At 70.4% G+C, this 20,252-nt stretch carries 14 protein-coding genes; 10 read left to right on the top strand and 4 right to left on the bottom strand.

What is annotated here, in order from left to right:
• The 8 genes from ACIRDX_RS12025 to ACIRDX_RS12060 all read left to right on the top strand — a co-directional run.
• Positions 1-387 (top strand): ATP-binding protein (locus ACIRDX_RS12025; protein WP_396625670.1); only part of this gene is annotated, 387 nt, incomplete at its 5' end.
• Positions 384-1,103: a response regulator transcription factor gene (locus ACIRDX_RS12030; protein ID WP_396625671.1), complete on the top strand. Its 720-nt coding sequence runs from the start codon at positions 384-386 to the stop codon at positions 1,101-1,103. The genes ACIRDX_RS12025 and ACIRDX_RS12030, both read left to right, overlap by 4 nt.
• 315 nt (positions 1,104-1,418) lie before the next feature.
• A complete protein-coding gene (gene sufB, locus ACIRDX_RS12035) occupies positions 1,419-2,861 on the top strand; it encodes a Fe-S cluster assembly protein SufB (RefSeq protein ID WP_396625672.1) in 1,443 nt (480 codons plus the stop codon).
• Between the two features lie 75 nt (positions 2,862-2,936).
• Positions 2,937-3,692 (top strand): Fe-S cluster assembly ATPase SufC, encoded by a 756-nt coding sequence (gene sufC, locus ACIRDX_RS12040; protein WP_396625673.1) that lies wholly within the window; start codon positions 2,937-2,939, stop codon positions 3,690-3,692.
• A 158-nt stretch (positions 3,693-3,850) separates the two neighbouring features.
• Positions 3,851-5,152 (top strand): Fe-S cluster assembly protein SufD, encoded by a 1,302-nt coding sequence (gene sufD / locus ACIRDX_RS12045; RefSeq protein WP_396625674.1) that lies wholly within the window; start codon positions 3,851-3,853, stop codon positions 5,150-5,152.
• A gap of 62 nt (positions 5,153-5,214) precedes the next feature.
• A complete protein-coding gene (locus ACIRDX_RS12050; RefSeq protein ID WP_396625675.1) occupies positions 5,215-6,432 on the top strand; it encodes a cysteine desulfurase in 1,218 nt (405 codons plus the stop codon).
• An 85-nt stretch (positions 6,433-6,517) separates the two neighbouring features.
• Entirely contained in the window at positions 6,518-6,964 is a 447-nt protein-coding gene (gene sufU, locus ACIRDX_RS12055) for a Fe-S cluster assembly sulfur transfer protein SufU (protein ID WP_396625676.1), read from the top strand.
• A 110-nt stretch (positions 6,965-7,074) separates the two neighbouring features.
• On the top strand, positions 7,075-7,569 hold the full coding sequence (locus ACIRDX_RS12060) for an iron-sulfur cluster assembly protein (RefSeq protein ID WP_396625677.1): 495 nt from the start codon (positions 7,075-7,077) through the stop codon (positions 7,567-7,569).
• A 33-nt stretch (positions 7,570-7,602) separates the two neighbouring features.
• Here ACIRDX_RS12060 and ACIRDX_RS12065 read toward each other — a convergent pair whose 3' ends face one another.
• Together ACIRDX_RS12065 and ACIRDX_RS12070 are read right to left on the bottom strand one after the other, a co-directional pair.
• Entirely contained in the window at positions 7,603-8,841 is a 1,239-nt protein-coding gene (locus ACIRDX_RS12065) for a dicarboxylate/amino acid:cation symporter (RefSeq protein ID WP_396625678.1), read from the bottom strand.
• 105 nt (positions 8,842-8,946) lie between these two features.
• Positions 8,947-9,930, bottom strand: a complete 984-nt coding sequence (locus ACIRDX_RS12070; RefSeq protein WP_396625679.1) for a hypothetical protein — start codon at positions 9,928-9,930, stop codon at positions 8,947-8,949.
• A gap of 83 nt (positions 9,931-10,013) precedes the next feature.
• Here ACIRDX_RS12070 and ACIRDX_RS12075 point away from each other — a divergent pair, with 83 nt between their 5' ends.
• Positions 10,014-11,918, top strand: coding sequence for an FAD-dependent oxidoreductase (locus tag ACIRDX_RS12075; protein WP_396625680.1), 1,905 nt, complete (start codon positions 10,014-10,016; stop codon positions 11,916-11,918).
• A gap of 9 nt (positions 11,919-11,927) precedes the next feature.
• Entirely contained in the window at positions 11,928-16,742 is a 4,815-nt protein-coding gene (locus ACIRDX_RS12080; RefSeq protein WP_396625681.1) for a DUF3320 domain-containing protein, read from the top strand.
• A 116-nt stretch (positions 16,743-16,858) separates the two neighbouring features.
• Here ACIRDX_RS12080 and ACIRDX_RS12085 read toward each other — a convergent pair whose 3' ends face one another.
• Positions 16,859-19,480: a zinc-dependent metalloprotease gene (locus ACIRDX_RS12085; RefSeq protein WP_396625682.1), complete on the bottom strand. Its 2,622-nt coding sequence runs from the start codon at positions 19,478-19,480 to the stop codon at positions 16,859-16,861.
• Between the two features lie 150 nt (positions 19,481-19,630).
• A partial coding sequence (locus ACIRDX_RS12090) for a GntP family permease (RefSeq protein WP_396625683.1) occupies positions 19,631-20,252 on the bottom strand: 622 nt, incomplete at its 5' end.

Raw genomic sequence — 20,252 nt, forward strand, 5'->3', positions numbered from 1 at the left:
ACGCTCGATGCCGCCGCCGTGCTGTGCGAGGCGGTGACCGAGATGGACGGCGTGTACCCCGACAGCCGGTACGCACTGGCGCTCGGCAGCGGCCCGGCGCCGGTGCGGGCGGACCCCACACTGCTGCACCTGACGCGCGACGACGCGCGGATCACGGTCGTCGTCGGCAACGACTGCGCACGGGGGCCCGGGCTGTCGCCCGAGGCGTTGCTGCGGGGCTATGCGCGCGGCGCCAATGCCACAGGCAAGCCGGGGCTCGGCATGGGCCTCCACCTGGCGCAGCGGATCGCGGAGGAGATGGGCGCCTCGCTGCGCGTGGAGCTGCCCTCGGCCCGACGCTTCGAGGTGCGCATCGAGTTCCCGGCGGCCCAGGAGGCCGCAGCATGAACGCGACGCCCGACACCCACGTGCTGCTGGTGGAAGACGACGAGCTCCTCCGATCCAGCCTGGTCAGCCTGCTGCGGATGTCGGGCTTCCGGGTCACGGGCGTGGGCGACGGCCTGTCCTTCTACAAGGCCCTCGGCGACGCGCCGCCCGACGTCGCCGTGCTCGACCTCGGGCTGCCGGACCAGGCCGGCGAGACGCTGATCGACTACCTGCGCCGCAACACCACGATCCCGATCATCGTGATCACGGCGCGCGACTCGCTCGACACGCGGCTCGAGTGCTACCGGACGGGTGCCGACCTGTTCCTGGGCAAGCCGGTGGACGGGCGTGAGCTGGCGGCCGCGATCGCCAGCCTCGCCGGACGGCGCCGAGGCGACACACCGACACGGCCGACACCGCCGGCCGACGCGCCCTGGGTGCTCGACATCCCCCGCCACGCCCTGCTCACCCCCGCAGGCGAGGCGATCACGCTCACCGCAATGGAATGGCAGTTCGTTGCCACCGTGGCCGAGGGCGCCGACCACGGCGCTCGTCGGCGCGACCTGCTGGTCGCCCTGTACGGCCGCGACGACGAGAGCGCCGAGCACGCGCTGGAGACGCTGGTGCGCCGCACGCGGCAGAAGATCGCCGACGTCCTGGGCGCGCCAGCCCCCATCCAGACCGAGTATGGGGTGGGCTACCGCTTCGGGGCCCGCCTCGTCATCCAGCGCGACTGAGGTAGGGCGCGATGTCTCATCGCGCCGTCGACGCTCACGGCGGGATGGGGACATCCCGCCCTACCCCGACAAGAGAGCGAAGCTTCATCGAAATGCGACCAAAATGAGACTGGTCGCATTTTCAAGGATCTAAGTCGTTGCAAAGAAACGACTTGCGATCCGAAACCTCTTGATAGCGGACCGCGTCAGTCGTATATTGGGACGGTTCGGCGCCGCCGCACCCCCTCGCAGGGCGTCCTGCACCGCAGCGGGTGCGGCACGCGTCAGACACATTCCGGGATGGGGCCCATCGAGGCCAACCCAGAAGGAAGACCGATGAGTACCTCCACCGACACGATCGAGCAGCTCGCGACCCAGGAATACAAGTACGGGTTCACCACCGACGTGGAGGCCGACACGCTGCCTCCGGGCCTCGACGAGTCGGTGATCCGCGAGATCTCGCGCCGCAAGGACGAGCCGGAGTGGATGCTCGAATGGCGCCTGAAGGCCTACCGGGCCTGGCAGAAGATGTCGTACCCGGAGTGGCCGAACGTGCAGTACCCGCCGGTCGACTTCCAGGACATCAGCTACTACTCGGCGCCCAAGCCCAAGAAGCAGCTCAACAGCCTCGACGAGGTCGACCCCGAGGTGCGGGCGACGTTCGACAAGCTGGGCATCCCGCTGGTCGAGCAGATGGCGCTGGCTGGTGTGGCCGTGGACGCGGTGTTCGACAGCGTCTCGGTGGCGACGACGTTCAAGGAGAAGCTGGGGCAGCTCGGCATCATCTTCTGCTCGTTCTCCGAGGCGGTGCGCGAGCACCCGGAGCTGGTGCGCAAGTACGTCGGCTCGGTCGTGCCGCACACCGACAACTACTACGCGGCGCTCAACTCGGCGGTGTTCAGCGACGGCTCGTTCGTGTACGTGCCGAAGGGCGTCCGCTGCCCGATGGAGCTGTCGACCTACTTCCGCATCAACGCCAAGGGCACCGGGCAGTTCGAGCGCACGCTCATCGTGGCCGACGAGGGCGCGTACGTGAGCTACCTCGAGGGCTGCACGGCGCCGATGCGCGACGAGCACCAGTTGCACGCGGCGGTGGTCGAGCTGGTGGCGCTCGACGGCGCGACGGTGAAGTACTCGACCGTGCAGAACTGGTATCCGGGCGACAAGGACGGCAAGGGCGGCATCTACAACTTCGTGACCAAGCGCGGCAAGGCGATGGCCAACGCGAAGATCACGTGGACGCAGGTGGAGACCGGCTCGGCCATCACCTGGAAGTACCCCAGCTGCATCCTGCAGGGCGACAACTCGGTCGGCGAGTTCTATTCGGTGGCCGTGACCAACAACAAGCAGCAGGCCGACACGGGCACGAAGATGGTGCACCTCGGGAAGAACACGAAGAGCACCATCGTGTCCAAGGGCATCTCGGCTGGTAACGGCCAGAACACGTACCGGGGCCTGGTGAAGATCGCCAAGGGCGCCGAGGGCGCGCGCAACTACTCGCAGTGCGACTCGCTGCTCATCGGCGACCGCTGCGGCGCGCACACGTTCCCGTACATCGAGGTGAAGAACACCACCTCGACGGTCGAGCACGAGGCGTCGACGTCCAAGATCGGCGAGGACCAGATCTTCTACTGCCGCCAGCGCGGCCTGGCCACCGAGGACGCCGTCAACATCATCGTCAACGGCTTCTGCAAGGAAGTCTTCCGTGAACTCCCGATGGAGTTCGCGGTCGAGGCGCAGAAGCTCCTCGGCATCAGCCTCGAAGGCAGCGTCGGCTAGCGCGGCACTGCCGCCTGCCGACCTCCGATTGCCGACCCGATTCCGTTACCCGATACCCGATACCCGGTACCCGAAATGCTGCAGATCACGAACCTCCAGGCGCGCGTCGAAGACAAGGACATCCTCAAGGGCATCTCGCTCACGGTGAAGCCGGGCGAGATCCACGCCATCATGGGCCCCAACGGCTCGGGCAAGAGCACGCTCGCCAGCGTGCTGGCCGGCCGTGATGCCTACGAGGTCACCGGCGGCGAGGTGCTGTTCGAGGGCAAGGACCTCCTCGACATGGACCCCGAGGAGCGGGCCCGTGAGGGTGTGTTCCTGGCCTTCCAGTACCCGGTCGAGATCCCGGGCGTGAACAACGGCTACTTCCTCAAGGCCGCGCTCAACGCCGTCCGCCAGCACCGCGGGTTGCCCGAGCTCGACGCGATGGATTTCGCGCGCCACATGAAGGAGAAGATGAAGCTCCTGAAGATGGACCCCAGCTTCCTGCAGCGGTCCGTCAACGAGGGCTTCTCGGGCGGCGAGAAGAAGCGCAACGAGATCTTCCAGATGGCGATGCTCGAGCCCAAGCTCTGCATCCTCGACGAGACCGATTCGGGCCTCGACATCGACGCGCTGCAGGTCGTGGCGCAGGGCGTGAACGCGCTGCGCAGCCCCGATCGCGCCGTCATCGTCGTGACCCACTACCAGCGCCTGCTGAACTACATCGTGCCCGACTTCGTGCACGTGCTCTCGGCCGGCCGCATCGTGAAGAGCGGCGGCAAGGAGCTGGCGCACGAGCTGGAAGCGCAGGGCTATGGCTGGCTCGAAGGCGCCACCGTCGGCGCGTAACAGGGCCAATCAGGTGGCCTGTCGCCCGTGGGCGGCGGGCCCGTCCTGAATGATGACGGCCGGCTCCACCTTCGCCAAGGCTCCGGCGGACAGGTCGGAGAGCCGGCCCTACCGAGTGCGTAGCCTGCAGGCCGTGGCCTGCAGCCTGATCGATACCCATGTCCCCGACTGCTGCCCAGGATTCCTTGCTCACCGGTTTCGACGAGTTCACCGCTGCCCGCGCCAGCGAGCCCGCGTGGCTCCGTACGAGCCGTGCCCGCGCCGCCGCCACCTTCCGCGACGAGGGCCTGCCGACGACCCGTCACGAGGAGTGGCGCTTCACGCCGGTGGCCGGGATCACGGCCGTGCCCGCACAGCCGGTGGCGGCCTCGTCGGCCGACGCGCACACCGTCGGTCAGTTCCTCTTCAGGGACTTCGGCGGTCCGCAGCTGGTGTTCGTCGATGGCCGCTTCTCGCCGGCGCTCTCGCGCACCCACGCCCTGCCGTCCGGCGTGCGCGTGGCCACCATGGCGGAGCTGCTCGCCACCGATCCTGAGCCGCTCCAGAAGCACCTCGGGACGGCCATCCGCTTCCGGCAGGTGGGCTTCACCGCCCTCAACGACGCGTGGTTCACCGATGGCGTCGCCATCATCGCCGACGCCAACGTCGTCGTCGCGGCGCCGATCCACGTGCTGTACTTCTCGACGGGCGCGGGCACGTCGTATCCGCGCACGCTGGTCGTCGCTGGCGCCAACAGCCAGCTGTCGCTCGTGGAGAGCTTCGCCGGCACCGACACGGCCTACGTGACCAACGCCATCACCGAGGTGATCTCGGCCGACGGCGCCCACGTCGACCACTACAAGGTCAACCGCGAGAGCCTCACGGCTCACCACGTGTCGAGCACGCACCTGCACCTGGCGCGCGCCTCGGTGTTCTCGACGCACAACATCTCGCTCGGCGGGCTGCTGACGCGCAACGACATCAATGCCACGCTCGACGGCGAGGGCATCGAGTGCACGGTGAACGGCCTGTACCTGGCCGACGGCGACCGCCTCGTCGACAACCACACGGCAATCGACCACGCCAAGCCGCACTGCCACAGCTACGAGATCTACAAGGGCGTGCTCGACGGCAGCAGCCGCGGCGTGTTCAACGGCAAGATCTTCGTCCGCCAGGACGCGCAGAAGACCGACGCGAAGCAGACCAACCAGGTACTGCTGCTGTCCGACGACGCGACGATCGACACCAAGCCGCAGCTCGAGATCTTCGCCGACGACGTCAAGTGCACGCACGGGGCGACGGTGGGCCAGCTGAGCGAGGAGTCGCTGTTCTACCTGCGCGCCCGCGGCATCGGCAAGGACGACGCCCGTGCGCTGCTGATCCACGCCTTCGCCGAGGACATCGTCGAGCGTATCCGCATCGAGGGCGTACGCCGCGCGCTCGAGCAGGTGCTGCTCGCGCGGTTGCCGATTCGCGAGTAGCGGCGACAGGCTACGGGCGAGAGGCCGCCTGTAGCCTGCAGCCTGTAGCCATTTCGAGATCCATGTTCGACGCAGACGCCGTCCGCCGCGAGTTCCCCATCCTGGACCAGCAGGTCCACGGCAAGCCCCTCGTCTACCTCGACAACGCCAACACGACGCAGAAACCGCTGTCGGTCATCGAGGCGCTCGACCACTACTACCGCGCCGACAACGCCAACATCCACCGCGCCACGCACCTGTTGAGCGAGCGTGCGACGAAGGCGTACGAGGGCGCGCGCGAGCGCATCGCGCGATTCTTCAACGCCCGCGAGACCGAGGAGATCGTCTTCACGCGCGGCTGCACGGAAGCCATCAACCTCGTGGCGCACGCCTACGCGCGGCCGCGACTGCAGCCCGGCGACGAGATCCTCGTCACGCGCATGGAGCACCACTCCAACATCGTGCCGTGGCAGATCGTGGCGCAGCAGACCGGCGCCGTGCTGCGCGTGGTGCCGATGGACGAGCGCGGCGTGCTCGACATGGCGGCGTTCGAGCAGTTGCTCGGCCCGCGGACGAAGCTGGTGTCGGTCATCCACGTGTCCAACGCGCTCGGCACCGTCAACCCGGTGCGCGAGGTCATCAGGCTGGCCAGGGCGCAGGGCGTGCCGGTGCTGCTCGACGGTGCGCAGGCCGCGCCGCACATGCCGGTGGACGTGCAGGAGCTCGACTGCGACTTCTACGCCTGCTCGGCCCACAAGATGTACGGGCCGACGGGCATCGGCGCGCTCTACGGGCGCCGGGCGCTGCTCGAGTCGATGCCGCCGTGGATGGGCGGCGGCGACATGATCGCGTCGGTGACCTTCGAGCACACCGAGTACAACGAGATCCCGTACAAGTTCGAGGCAGGTACGCCGAACATCGCCGGCGTGGTCGGCTTCGGCACGGCCGTGGACTTCCTCTCGCGCTTCGACCTGCGCGAGGTGGCCGCGCACGAGCACGCGCTGCTCACCTATGCCACCGACAGGCTGGGCGCGATCGACGGCGTGCGGCTGGTGGGCCAGGCGCCGGAGCGTGCGGGCGTCGTGTCGTTCCTCGTCGGCGACGTCCACCCGCACGACGTGGGCACGTTCCTCGACCAGGACGGCGTCGCGGTGCGCACCGGCCAGCACTGCGCGCAGCCCGTGATGGACTTCTACGGCATCACGTCGACGGTGCGAGCGTCGTTCGGCCTCTACAACACGCGCGCCGACGTCGACGCGCTCGTTGCCAGCGTCAAGAAGGTGCAGCAGTTCTTTGCCTAGGCCACGGGCGACAGGCTGCAGGCTGCCTGCAGGTCGCCTGTCGTCGTCGCCTGTAGCCAGTAGCCAGTAGCCTGTAGCCGCCCTTATGGAACTCCGCGACCTGTACCAGGAAGTCATCCTCGACCACAACAAGCGGCCCCGCAACTTCGGGGTCGTCGAGGGCGGGGCGCAGGCTGCCGGCCACAACCCGATGTGCGGCGACCGCGTGAGCGTCTCTGTCCGCATGGACGGCGACCGTGTCGCCGAGGCCCGCTTCACGGGCAACGGCTGCGCCATCAGCAAGGCATCGGCGTCGATGATGACCGAGGCCGTCACCGGCAAGACGCTGGCCGACGTGCAGGGCATGTTCGCCACCTTCCAGGAGATGGTCACGGGCAGGGCCGAGGCCGACGATGAGAAGGTGGGCAAGCTGGTGGTGCTGTCGGGCGTGTCGGAGTATCCGTCGCGCGTGAAGTGCGCGATGCTGGCCTGGCACGCGCTGGTGGCCGCCATCGAGGGCGCCAGTACCACTGTGACCACCGAGGCAATTTGAAATTCGACATTCGAAATTCCTGGCGGCTTGGCCTCCGGCCTTCGCCGCGCCAGGCGTAGCCGGCGCTCGAGAATTTCGAATTTCAAATTTCAACTTGCGAGGATCAGCACATGTTCTCCTTCCTGAAGTCCAAGTCCGAGCCCGAACCCGCCCCCGAGAACCCGCTGGCCGCCCCCGTCGAGACGCCTGATGTGCCGCGTCCGAAGGAGCAGTCCGGGCTCGATGTCGGCGCGCTGCTCGAGCCGCCGCCGGCACCCGCTGGAGGCGCCGCGCAGATCGGGCCGAAGGACGAGGCGCGCACGGCGGAGCTGATGCCGAAGGTGGTCGAGGCGATCAGCACGGTGTTCGACCCCGAGATCCCGGTCAACATCTACGAGCTCGGGCTGATCTACAAGATCGAGGCCGACGCCGAGAGCAAGGTGAAGGTCGAGATGACCCTCACGTCGCCGGCCTGCCCGTCCGCGCAGCAGCTGCCGAGCGAGGTCCGCTACAAGGTGAAGGCGCTCGAGGGCGTGTCGGACGCCTTCGTCGAGGTGGTGTGGGAGCCGGCCTGGACCAAGGACCTGATGAGCGAGGACGCCAAGATCGGGCTCGGGATGTTCTGACGACAAACCGGTGGCGGCGTTCGCCGGGTGGCGTCAGGCGTCCTGCTCGAGCGACTCGCCTTCCCAACGGGCGACGATCGCCGGCGCCGCGCAGTGGCTGGCAATGTTGACGCTGGTGCGGATGGTGTCGATCAGGGCATCGACGCCGAGCAGGATCGCCAGCGCGGCGAGCGGCAGGCCGAAGCTCTCGAACAGCGCGGCGAGGATCACGAAATTGGCGCGCGGGATGCCGGCGATCCCCTTGCTCGTCAACTTCAGCGTGAGCAGCATCAGCAGTTGCGTGTGAAGCGGCAGGGGCACCTGCGCGGCCTGCGCGACGAACAACGTGGCGAGCCCGAGGTAGAGGGTGCTGCCGTTCATGTGCAGGCTCAGGCTGAGGGGCGTCACGAAACCGAGCACGCGGTTCGAGACGCCGAGGCGGGCCATGCCTTCGAGCGCCTGCGGCAGCGCGGCCGCGCTCGACGTGGTCGCGAAGGCGACGAGAAACGGCTCGCGCACGTGGTGCACGAAGCGGCGCAGCGGCACGCCGGCCCACACGAGGGCCGGGCCGATCACCCCGAACAGGAACAGCACCTCGGCCGCCCAGGCCGCGACGACGAAACGCGTCAGGCCGGCCAGGGCGTTGGCGCCGCTGGCCGCGACCGTGCCGGCCAGCGCGGCGAACACGGCGGCGGGGGCGAACCACACGATGTAGTGGGTGCAGCGGGAGGTGATCGCGGCGACGGCGTCGGCAAACTCCAGGACCGGCCGGGCGCGTGGGCCGACCGACAGCGCAGCCATGCCGAACACAAGGCAGAACACGACGATCTGCAGCACGTCGCCGCGGGCCATGGCGTCGAAGATGCTGGTCGGCACGGCCTGCACCAGCACGCTCACGAGGCTGGTCGGGGCGCTCACCGACGGCGCCTCGAGGCCGGCGGGCAGCACCATCCCGACGCCCGGTTGTAGTACCAGGCCGGTCGCCCAGCCCAGCAGCAGCGCGATGGTCGTGGCGACCTCGAACAGCAGCAGCGACTTCACGCCGATGCGGCCGAGGTCGCGGGTGGCGCCAGCCCCGCCAATCGCCGGGACGAGCACCCCGAAGAGCAGCGGCGCGATGATCATTCGGATGAGCCGCAGGAACAGGTCGCTCATCCACGACAGGCTGAGTGCGAACGCGGGAGCGAGCCAGCCGGTGGCCAGGCCGCCCACCGCGGCCACCAGCATCCAGTTGGCCAGGGTCATCCGGCCGATGAGGTGGATGGGCGAGCGGGTGGAGGCGGAGGCAGGCACCGGCACATTGTGCGCGAGCCGGTCGCATCACGCCGGATCGGAGCCGGCCACCTCGAACCGCGCAGTGCCAGCCGACCCGGCGTCAGGGCGCGGGCATCAGGGGTTCTACTTGCTCGACGAGGTGAACTTCACCACGACGCCGCCGACGAAGGTGACCTCGGTGGTGCTTTCGGCGGTCTCCCACGTCTCGACCACCGCCTCGAGGTCGCCCTGCTTGGACGACCGCCGCTTCGTGGGCGTGCCGAGCAGGTCGTGCACCTCGTCGGTGCTCATGCCGCGACGCAGCGACGTCGCCTGCATCTCGACCGAGCGGAGACGAGCCGGCCCGAGCTGCGTCTGGCCCTGATCGACCAGCCGGTTGCCCGCCGTGCCGCGCATCACCCCGGGCACGCCGTCGCCATTGCGTCCGTCGCCGAAGTCCAGGTAGGCCGAGAGCGACAGGATCAGCTCCTCGGCCGTCGGCACCCACTGCTCGAGGCGCTTGTCCGGGTACCAGATGTTGAAGCGCGACCCGGCGCCCAGGCGCTTGTCCGCGACCTCGCGCTGCTTGATCGCCGTGAGGGCCGCGGCCTCCCGCTGGGCGGCTCGCTCCTCGCGGTTGCGGTCCTCGCGCAGGTAGTTCAGCTCGCGGTCGATGTCGCGGCGACGCTCGGGCGACGCGTCCTTGCGCTCCTTCTCGAGGTCGGTCTCGCGGCGCGACTTGCCGACGTAGGCCGGCGCCACGTAGCCGCTCTCGTCGCCCCACGTGCCGTAGCCGCCCCCGGCCAGCTGCACCTCGATGTTCTTCTTGTTGACCTTGACCAGGGTGATCATCACCCGGTCCTCCTTGCGCAGCGCGGTGCCGAAGTCCTTCATCCGGCGTCCATGCTCGGCGAAGTTCATCTCCGGCTCCCGCTGCAGGTGCAGGTCCACGCCGGCGCTGGTCGCCGGCATGTCGATGAGCACCATCACCTCACGCCCCTCGAGCGCCTTCTTCAACGCCGCTGCCGGTGCCGCCGGCTGCGCCGATACGGGTGCCGCGCCAAGCGCCACGGCCATCACGCTGACGGCAAGGACAGGGACGGACACGCGAGAGAGGGCAATCGGCACGGGCGGGACTCCTGAGAAGACGGCTGCAACACTCAACGACGCGTCGGACACCAGCCGAACAGGCCTGACGTAGAATCGGCCGCATGCGACCCGGCCGCAGGGCGTTCCTGGTCGGCGCCGGCGCCCTCGTCGCCGGGCAGGGACGAGTGTCGTCCCGACCCGCGAGGGCCCACCAGACGGCCGCGCGGCCAGATGTCCTGGTCGTCGGCGCAACGCCGGCGGGCATCGCCGCCGCCCTCGCCGCCGCCACCGGGGGCCTGGCCGTCACCCTCGTCGAGCCGACACCCCGCATCGGCGGCTTGTTGACCTGCGGCCTCTCTCACACGGATTTCCGCACGTTCGAGGGCCTCTCCGGCACCTTCCTCGCCTTCGCCCGGGAAGTCCACGCGCATTACGCGCGGACCTACGGCGTGGACTCCGCGCAGGCGCGCGATGCCTTCCGTGGCACGTTCGGTGAGCCCTCGGTCAACCTCCGCGTCCTGCAGGCGATGCTGCAGGCTCGCGCGTCGATCACGCTGTGGCTCGATCACGCTGTCGCGGGCGTCGAGATGCGCGGCCCGGATGGCGCGGCCCGGCTGGCGTCCATCTCCTTCCTCGCGCCGGACGGCGCTACTCGGCAGGTCGAGCCCGGGATCGTCATCGACGCGACCTACGAGGGCGACGTGATGGCCGCGGCCGGCGTGTCGTGGCGCGTCGGTCGCGAGGGCCGCGCCGAGCATGGCGAATCGCTCGCCCCTGCGGCAGGAGACCGACAGCTGCAGGCGTACAACTTCCGCTTCACCATGACGCGTGACCCACGGCGGCGGGTGATGCCGACGGCGCCCCCCGGCTATCGGCGCGAGGACTTCACGGGTGTCCTCGAGGTGCTCGAGCGCGGTCGCATCGACGCAATCTTCGGCTCCCCGCCGACCCGGGCCATCTTCAAGGCGCACCTGCCACCGCTGCCCAACGAGACCTACGACATCAACGACGTCTCCAACGCCGAGGTCCGCCTGTCGCTGCCCGGCGCCAACATCGGCTGGCCCGACGGCGATGTGGCGACCCGCGGCCGCATCCACGCCGACCACCTGCGCGATCAGGTCGGCCTGCTGTACTTCCTGCAGACCGATGCCGCAGTGCCCGCGCGTTTCCGCGAGGAGGCTCGCGCCTGGGGCTGGTGCCGCGACGAGTTCACCGAGACCGGGCACCTGCCGCCGAAGCTGTACGTCCGGGAGGCACGGCGCATGCAGGGCGCCCATGTCTACACGCAAGCAGACTGCGCGCACGCCGCGGGCGATGCCAGGGCCATCCTCCATCGCGACGCCGTCGCAGCAGGTGACTACGGGCCGAACTGCCACGGCACGGCGCACGAAGGCCCGCGGTTCGGCGGGCGGCACACCGGCGAGTTCTACCTGCCGACGCCACCGTACCAGGTGCCCTACGGCGTGCTGGTGCCTCGCACCGTGACCAATCTGCTGGTGCCGGGCGCCGTGTCGTCCTCGCACGTCGGCTTCTGTGCGCTCCGCTACGAGCCGATCTGGATGTCGCTCGGCCAGGCGGCCGGGCACGCGGCGGCGCTGGCCATCGGGCAACGCCTCACGGTCCAGCGGGTGCCGGTCGCCGAGCTCCAGGCCGTCCTCCACCGAGACCGTGCCGCCACGATCTACGTTGCCGACGTGTCGCCCGATGATTCCTTGTTCGCGGCGACGCAGTGGTGGGGCACCCTGGGCGGCCTCCACGGGCTCGCGCCGACGCCGGAGCCCTCGGCGCTGCGCGGTCCGCTGATCGTGGGGCAGTACTTCGAAGCCTTCCCGGGGCACCGCCTCGATCCTGACCGACCGTTGGATGCGGATCTCGAGCGACGGTGGCGCTCGCTCGCCACGGCCGCGGGCGTGCCGGACTCCCGGTTGCCATCGCGTGCCGGCCTCACGCGCGGCCAGTTCATCGCGGCGGCGGATGCCGCACGCCCTGCCGCAGCCCCATCCGCGCCATCAAGGGCTCCGGCCTAGAATCGCCACGTGGCCCAGCCCGAGTCCCCCCAGGTCATCGTCAACGCGTCGCTCGACACCTGGAAGCGGCAGCTGCTCGACCTGACGCGCCGGAACCGGGCGCTGAACTTCCGTCCGCTGAAGGTGTCGACGATCGCGATCGTCGACGAGGCGCCGGCCGAGGTGTTCCGGCTGCTGTACGACGAGGAGCACGCGCTGACCTTCGCGGCCGTGACCCGCAGGGCGGAGACGGCCGATCGCGTGCCGCCGGCGGTCGAGGAAGGCCCGGCACCCGCCGAGGAGGCGGCCGACCCGTTCGACGAGGAACTGGCCGTCCCTGAGGCCGGGACCTTCGAGCCCTACGCCCCGGCCACGCTCCCGCCGACCCACGCCGACCTGGTGCTCCAGACCACGCTCGAGCCCGAGGCGCTCGACCGCGGCCTGCGGCGGATCGAGGAACAGGCCCGCCTGTCGCTCGAGGAGCGCGGCGTCAACACGCTCTTCCTGGCGCTCGGCCTGCTGCACTACACCGAGGCCGAGGCGTCAGACGAGGTCTTCCGCGCGCCCATCGTGCTGCTGCCGGTGACGCTGCGGCGGTCGTCGGCACGCGCGCCGTTCACGCTGACGGTGGGCGACGACGAGCCGATGGTGAACCCGGCGCTGGCCGAGCTGATGCGCCGGCAGTTCGGTCTCGCGATGCCGGACCTGCCGACCGCGGAGAACTCGACGCTGCAGGAGGTGTTCACCACCCTGCAGGAGCGGCTGGCCACGGTGCCGGAGGCCAGCGCGACGCCTGCCTGGAAGGTGACCAGCGACATCTACCTGGGGCTGTTCTCGTTCCAGAAGCTGGTCATGTACAAGGACCTCGAGGCCAACGCCGCGGCAGTGACCGGGCACCGGCTGGTGCACCAGCTGATCACGCGGCGGGGCCTGGTGAAGGGCGGCGGGATCGGGCTGCCCGACGATGTGCGTGACGTGAAGCTCGACGAGGCGCACCCGCCCGAGCACGGGGCGCACGTGGTGGATGCCGACGGCAGCCAGCAACGCGCGCTCGCGGCCGTGGAACGCGGCTACGACCTGGTGGTCGAGGGACCGCCGGGCACCGGCAAGTCGCAGACGATCACCAACCTGGTCGCGCAGGCCCTGCACGCAGGCAAGCGGGTGCTGTTCGTGGCCGAGAAGATGGCCGCGCTCGACGTCGTGCACCAGCGACTGCAACAGGCCGGACTCGGCGAGTTCTGCCTGGAACTGCACTCGACGCGGTCGAGCAAGCGCGAGGTGATCAAGAGCATCGCCGCAGCGCTCGACGCCTCGCTGCAAACGCCCGCCGCGCCCGGCGACGCGGCCGCGCGGCTGCCCGAGGTGCGCGAGGCGCTCGGCGCGTACGTGGCAGCACTCCACGATCGCTTCGGCGCGATGGCGGCGGCACCCTTCGAGGCCTACGGCGCCCTGGCGCACGTGATCGAGGCGCCGCGCGTCGACTGGCCGGGCAACGCGGAGGGCGTGACCCGTCCCGCTCACGACCAGGCGATGGCCCGGCTACGGGCACTGGCCGCCGCGGCCGAGGCCGCCGGCGACATCGCCACCCACCCGTGGCGCGACACCGAACGGACGTTCTACCCGCAGGACCAGCTCGACGCGGTGATCGAGGCCGCCACCGACGTCGCGCACCGCATCCCCGAGGTGCGGCACGGCGCCAACGAGGTGCACGGCGCGCTCGGCCTGCCGCGGCTGGCCAGCCTGGCGGACCTCGAGCGCGTGCGTGCGGTGATCGCGATCCTCCGCGATTCACCCGGCGCGCCCCGCGACGTGCTCGACAGCACGCTGTGGAACGCCGTGCCGTCGGAGGCCCAGGAGCTGATCGCGGCCGTGCGGGAGATCCAGCGGCTGGAGGCGGAGGTCGGCGCGCGCTTCGTGCCCGACGCCCAGTTGGTCGATCACGCCGACGACATCGCGTACATGAACACCCGCGGCGGCGTGTTCGCGTCGCTGTTCTGGTGGCTCGACGCACGACAGCGCGCCATCCGCACGCGGTGGACCTCCCTGCGTCGCCCTGGCTACACGCCGGCGTCCTTCATCGAGCAGGCCCACGACCTCAAGGCCATCGTCGCGCTGCGCGCTGCGCGGGCGGCGCTCGACCTGCGGCAGGCGCGAGGCGTGGCGCTGTTCGGCCACGCGTGGCAGGGGGCCGCCTCCGATCCGGCCAGGCTCGACGCATACGGCGCGTGGGTGGTGGCGTTCCGCCAGATGCAGCAGCGCGAGCGCCTGCCGGCGTCGACCGTGACACTCGTCGCGAGCGGCCATGTGGACCTCACGGCGGCCGACCGCCTGGTGCAGCACGCCAGCGCGCTCGGCGCTGCCGTACAGCGGCTGACCGGGCTGGTGCAGTGGCGGGCAGGCCGTCCCGGACTCGACAGCCTGCCGTTCGAGGCCCTGCACGAACGGGTGGCCGCACTCGTCACCGAGTCGCCGCGGGCCGCACGCTGGGCCGCGTTCGTTGCCGCGCAGCAGGAGGTGCGCGACACGGTGGCCGGGCCGCTGCTCGAGGTGGCCGAGGCGGGGCGCGTGACCTGGGCCCAGTTGCCGAACGCCGCCGAGCGGGCGTTCTGGTTCGCGTGGCTGGCGCGTGCCGTCGAGGCCCGTCCACCGCTCGCACGGTTCCAGGCGCTCGCGCATGAGCAGCGGGTGCAGGAGTTCCAGGATCTCGATCGCGCCGTGCTGGCCGACAACCGGGCGCGGCTCGTGGCCTCGCTGCGGACCCGCGTGCAGGCCCGCCTGCGCGACGAGGACGTGGACGCGGCGATGCCGGTGCTGCGGCGCGAGATGGCCAAGCAGCGCAACCATCGGCCGCTGCGCGAGACGCTCCGGCAGGCCGAGGCGGCGGTGCGCGCGATCAAGCCGGTGTTCCTGATGAGCCCGCTGTCGGTGGCGCAGTTCACGCGCGGCGACGCGCCGGGCTTCGACCTCGTGGTGTTCGACGAGGCCTCGCAGTTGCCGCCGGAAGACGCGGTGGGCGCCATCGTGCGCGGTGCGCAGCTGGTGGTGGTGGGCGATCCGAAGCAGTTGCCGCCGACCGACTTCTTCGCGGCGCCCCACGAGGTCCAGGCTGCCGCCGAGGCCAGCGACGACGGCGTGGAGGTGCCCGACGCCGAGAGCATCCTCGAGGCGTTCATGGGCTGCGGCGTGCCGATGAGCCGCCTGAAGTGGCACTACCGCAGCGCGCACGAGTCGCTGATCTCGTTCTCGAACGTCAGCTTCTACGACGGCGACCTGCTCACATTCCCGAGCGTGGAGCCGCTGTCGGTGCGGCTCGGCCTCACCTTCGAGCATGTCGAGGACGGCATCTACGAAGGCAAGGGCCTCAATCTCGCGGAGGCGCGCCGCGTGGCGTCGGCGGTGGTCGACTTCGCGCGGGCGCAGGTCGAGGCGGAGCGGGCCGGCGGGCACGCGCAGTCGCTCGGCGTGGGCACCTTCAACCTGCGGCAGCAACTGGCCATCCTCGACGTGCTCGAGGAGCGGCGGCGTGAGGAACCCGCGATCGAGCCATTCTTCGATCGCAGCCGCCCCGAGCCGTTCTTCGTCAAGAACCTCGAGAACATCCAGGGCGACGAGCGCGACGTGATCTTCCTGAGCGTGACGTACGCCAAGGGCCGCGATGGCCGCCTGCGGCAGCACTTCGGTCCGCTCAACGGCGAGAACGGCTGGCGACGGCTCAACGTGCTCACCACGCGGGCCCGGCGCGCGATGCGGGTGTTCGCGTCGATGCGGGCGCACGACATCCACGACGGGCAGTCGCGCGGCGGTCCGCTGTTGAAGGCGTTCCTCGAGTACGCCGAGTCGGGGCGGCTCGACCATCCGGCGCTGCAGGGCACCGGGCGCGCCGAGTCGCCGTTCGAGCGCGAGGTGGTGCGCGATCTCGCGCGGCGCGGCCACCTGGTCGAGTCACAGATCGGCGTCGCCGGCTACCGCATCGACATCGGCGTGCGCGACCCGGAGGCCCCCGGCCGCTTCCTGCTCGGGATCGAGTGCGATGGCGTTGCGTATCACGCCTCCGAAACCGCCCGCGATCGCGATCGGCTGCGCCAGCAGGTGCTCGAGGGGCGCGGCTGGACCATCCTGCGGATCTGGAGCACCGACTGGTTCAAGGACCGGGCCGGGCAGATGGATCGGCTCGAGCAGGTGATCGCGCGGGCCCGATCCCGCCCGCGTGCAACTGCACCTCCCGTCGAGCGTCGACCGGCGGCGCCCGCGTCGCCGGCGCGGCCGTTCAGTTCCGCCGCGGAAGACGCCACTGCGGGCGCGCCCCCGCCGATGGTGCCGCTGGCCTACGAGAAGGCCGGCCCCCCGGCGCGTCTCCCCGGCGACGCCACGCTCGACTGCGACCTCGACACCCTCGCGACGATCGTCACGCACGTCGTCGCGCTCGAGTCGCCGGTGCATGAAGACGATGTGGTGGCGCGCGTGGCGGGGTACTGGGACCAGCGCGCCGGCACGAAGATTCGGGCGCACGTGCTGGCCGCCGGCGAGCGGGCCGTCAGGCAGCGCGCCATCGAGCGGCGCGGCGCGTTCCTGTGGGCACCGGGATCGGCATGCCAGCCGCGCGATCGGTCGGGCACGGGCATCGGCGCGGATCGCATTGCGCCCGAGGAGTACGAGGCGGCGGTGCGCGCCTCGCTCGGCCACGGGCGCGTCTCGCGGCGCGAGACGCTGCTGGCAGAGGCGCGCAGCAGGCTCGGCTTCGAGCGCACGGGGCCGACGATCGCCGCGGCGCTCGAGGCCGCGATCGATCGCCTGGTGGCGTCGGCCACCCTCGGCGAAGGCAGTGAGGGCTACAGGCTGCGGTAGGCGGGCCCGTTGACGGACCCGCCCCCCGCAGAATGCCGCGATGCTGCGATGCCGAATGTCGCGCGTTGGAAGGACGCCAACGGTGTCGGCATTCGACAAGGACTGCCTCGACCGCCCTACCGCAACGTATCGAACGCCGCGCACCACCAGCCGTTGTCGACGGGCGGCAGGTCGAGCTCCCACGAGGCGAGGCCGCGGGCCGGACCGGCGGCGCCACGCGAGGCCGGCGCCTCGACGGCGACGCGCTCCGGATCGAGTGCGCCCGCGATGGCCACACGCGCGTCCTCGAGGTGGCGCCGCGTCGCGGCATCGGTGACGCGCGGCAGCGCGGCCCGCACCTCGGCGTCGAGCGCCTTCAGTTCACCGCGATACAGCGCACGAGCCTCGTCGGCCGACGGCGTGATGCGCGCCGCCGCGAGCTCGATATGCGCGCGCTGCAGGTTGCGCCGGTAGGGGTCGATGGCCACCGCCCCGAGCGAGAGCTCCGACCACAGGCCGCGCCGCACGTCGCCGAGGAACGTCGACGGCTGGTACGCCGCCGTGCCGTCGATGGCCGAGAGTTCGACCATGCGCGACAGGCGCGCCGGGCTGAGCAGGTTGGACAGGATGCGTCCCTGCGCCGCCTTCACCCGGTCGAGCGAGCCCGTGGGCTCCACGCGCCGCAGGATCTCGGCGTTGAGCAGGAAGGCCGGCGTCGCGAACGCGCGCTGGTTCAGGAAGGCCACGGCCTCGGCCTGTCGCGTCTTCGGGATCGGCGCGAACCGCACGCCCGCCTGGCCACCGTGCTTCTGCTGCGAGTCGAGCCCGCCCACCACCGACACGACGTGGTTCAGCTCGGTGGCCCACTGCCCCACCGTGCGCCCGTACAGCTCCGTGAGGTCGCGCCAGTTCTCCCCCGGCTGCGTCGTCGCCGGCAACAGCATGCCGGCCACGCGCTCGAGGTTCTTCAGGCCGAGCGCCGTCGCCGCCACGGCATTGCCGTCGCCGACCGCCTCGGTGAGCTCACCGGGATCGCTGCCCAGGCTGCCCGCCGTCGAGAAGCGCAGGTACGGCTTGGTGTCCTGCTCGCGCGCCCACGAGTCGAGGGTCGCCTTCTCGTCTTCCGGCCGCTTGGCGCCGGGAATCGGCGCATAGCCCCACTTGGTGGCCCACACGTCGTACGGCCCGATGCCCGGGATCAGCAGCTTCGGGTCGATGCGATCCTCGGGCTGCGCCACGTAGTTGAAGCGCGAGTAGTCCATCAGCGTCGGCGTGTGACCCATCGTCTTCAGCCACGCCGGATCGCGCAGCTTCTCGATCGGGTACAGCGAGCTGGCCTTCATGTTGTGCTGGAAGCCGAGCGTGTGGCCGACCTCGTGCGCGACGACGTACTGCACGAGCTCGCCCATCAGGTCGTCGGGCATCGGCAGCTTCTGCACGCGCGGGTCGAGCGGCCCCACCTGCGTGAAGTACCACGCACGCTGGAGGTTCATGATGTTGTGGTACATCTGGATGTCCGACTCGAGGATCTCGCCCGTGCGCGGGTCGCTCACGTGCGGCCCGCTGGCGTTCTCGATCGTCGACGGCAGCCAGCGCACCACCGAGTAGCGCGCGTCCTCGGGGCTCCACTCCGGGTCGTCCTTCGGCGCATCCTTCGCCACGATCGCATTGCGGAAGCCGGCCGCCTCGAACGCGGGCTGCCACTGCTCGATGCCCTTCTTGATGTACGGCACCAGCTTGGCGGGCGTCGCGGGATCGACGTAGTAGACGATCGGCTTGACGGGCTCGGACACGGCCGCAGCCGGATCCTTCTTCTCGAGGCGCCACCGCGTGATGTAGCGCCGCTCAGGCGCGCGGTGCTCGTCGACGCCGTAGTCCATCTGCCGCACGGTGAAGTAGCCGACGCGCTCGTCGTACAGGCGCGGCAGCATCGGCTGCTCGGGCAGCTTCACCATGCTGAAGTTCATGAGCACGCTGTAGCTGCCCGGGCGGAGGGGCGGCGGCGCAAACGGGTTGGGCGGCGCCGGCGGACCCTGCGGCCCCGGCGCGGCATCGGGCGGCACCGTGTAGGTGTGGATGGCCTGGATCTCGATGTTGGTCGGGAAGGCGATCGCCTTCTCGACGAACGCGCGCGACGAGTCGAAGCCGCGCGCCCGGAGCCGCGGACGCACCGACAGCTCGGGCAGTTCGGTCGTGAAGAGGCGCGTGACGTCGATCACGACCGACTTCTGGTCCTTGCCCAGGGCCTCCACGGCGAAGCTCATGACAATGGGGTCGAAGTTGGCCGCGGCGACCGCCTTCGAGATCGGCAGGCCCTTGTCGGCCACCACGTCGTACGAGACCTTGCGCAGGAGCACGCGGTTGTCGCGCCGGTCCCACCGCACCACCTCGTCGCCCGCGAACTGCCCGCCATAACCCACGCCCAGCGTCGTCTGCGCGATCTGCGTGACCCAGAGGAACTCCTTGCCGAGTTCGCTGGCGGGGATCTCGTAGAACACCTTGTCCTTGACGCGGTGCACCGTGAACACGCCCTCGTCCGACTTCGCGTCCTTGGTGATCACGCGGTCGTACGGCTTGGGGTCGGTGGAGGCTTCGCGCGCGGCTGCGCCCGGTCCGCGCGGCGCGGCGCCGTCGGCCGCCGGCGGCGTGGCCGGCTCCTGGTCGGGAGGCGTCGGCGGCTGGGCAGCCGTCATGGTGGCCGTCGCGAGCCAGGTCGCCACGGCAAGCGCGCTGAAGGCGCCCGAGTTCACAAGTCGCATTTCCGGGGATCTCCTGTATTGGTTGGGCCAGCCAGGGATGGTAGGGCCGGTTGTCCCAACCCGGCCCTCGGCCGCATGTCACAACTACGTCTGACGCGTGTCCCGCGCTTCACGATGGGGCAGTTCAGGCAGCGCGAGGCCAGCCGCCCGTCACGCCAGCGGCCAGAGCCAGGCGAGGATCAGCGTGGCCACGAGGCCCACGCACCCCTCGATGAACACCATCACGCTCACCGAACGCAGGGTCTCGGCCTCGGTCATGCCGCTCATCTTGGCGATCACCCAGAAGCCGCTGTCGTTCATCCACATGCCGATCTTCGAGCCCGCGCCGATGGCCACCGCCACGTAGACGGGGTGGTACGGCAGCCCGCCCGCCAGGGCGATCGGGCCGACGATGCCGACGGCGGTGATCATGGCGACGGTCGCCGAGCCCTGGGCGATGCGGACGAGCGCGGTGACGGCCCACGCAATCGGGATGAGGAGCAGCTTCTGCGAGGGCACGGTGGCGGCGGCCAGTTCGGCCATGCCGGCCTGCCGCAACACGGTGCCCAGCGCCCCGCCGGCCGCGATCACCAGGATGATCTCGCCGGCCTCGATCACGCCGTCCTTCACGGTCTTGCGGACCAGCTCGGCCCGCCCGTCCGGAGCCGGGGCGTAGACGACGAGCAGGAGGATCGCCGACGCGGCCGACAAGGTGAGCGCGAGGTTCTTGTCGCCGAGGACGCGCACCACCTGCACGAGCCAGTCCGGCAGGCCGCGGCTACCGGCCTCGAGG

This window comes from Luteitalea sp., assembly GCF_044337415.1.
In the GTDB taxonomy this organism is placed as follows: Bacteria; Acidobacteriota; Vicinamibacteria; order Vicinamibacterales; family Vicinamibacteraceae; genus Luteitalea.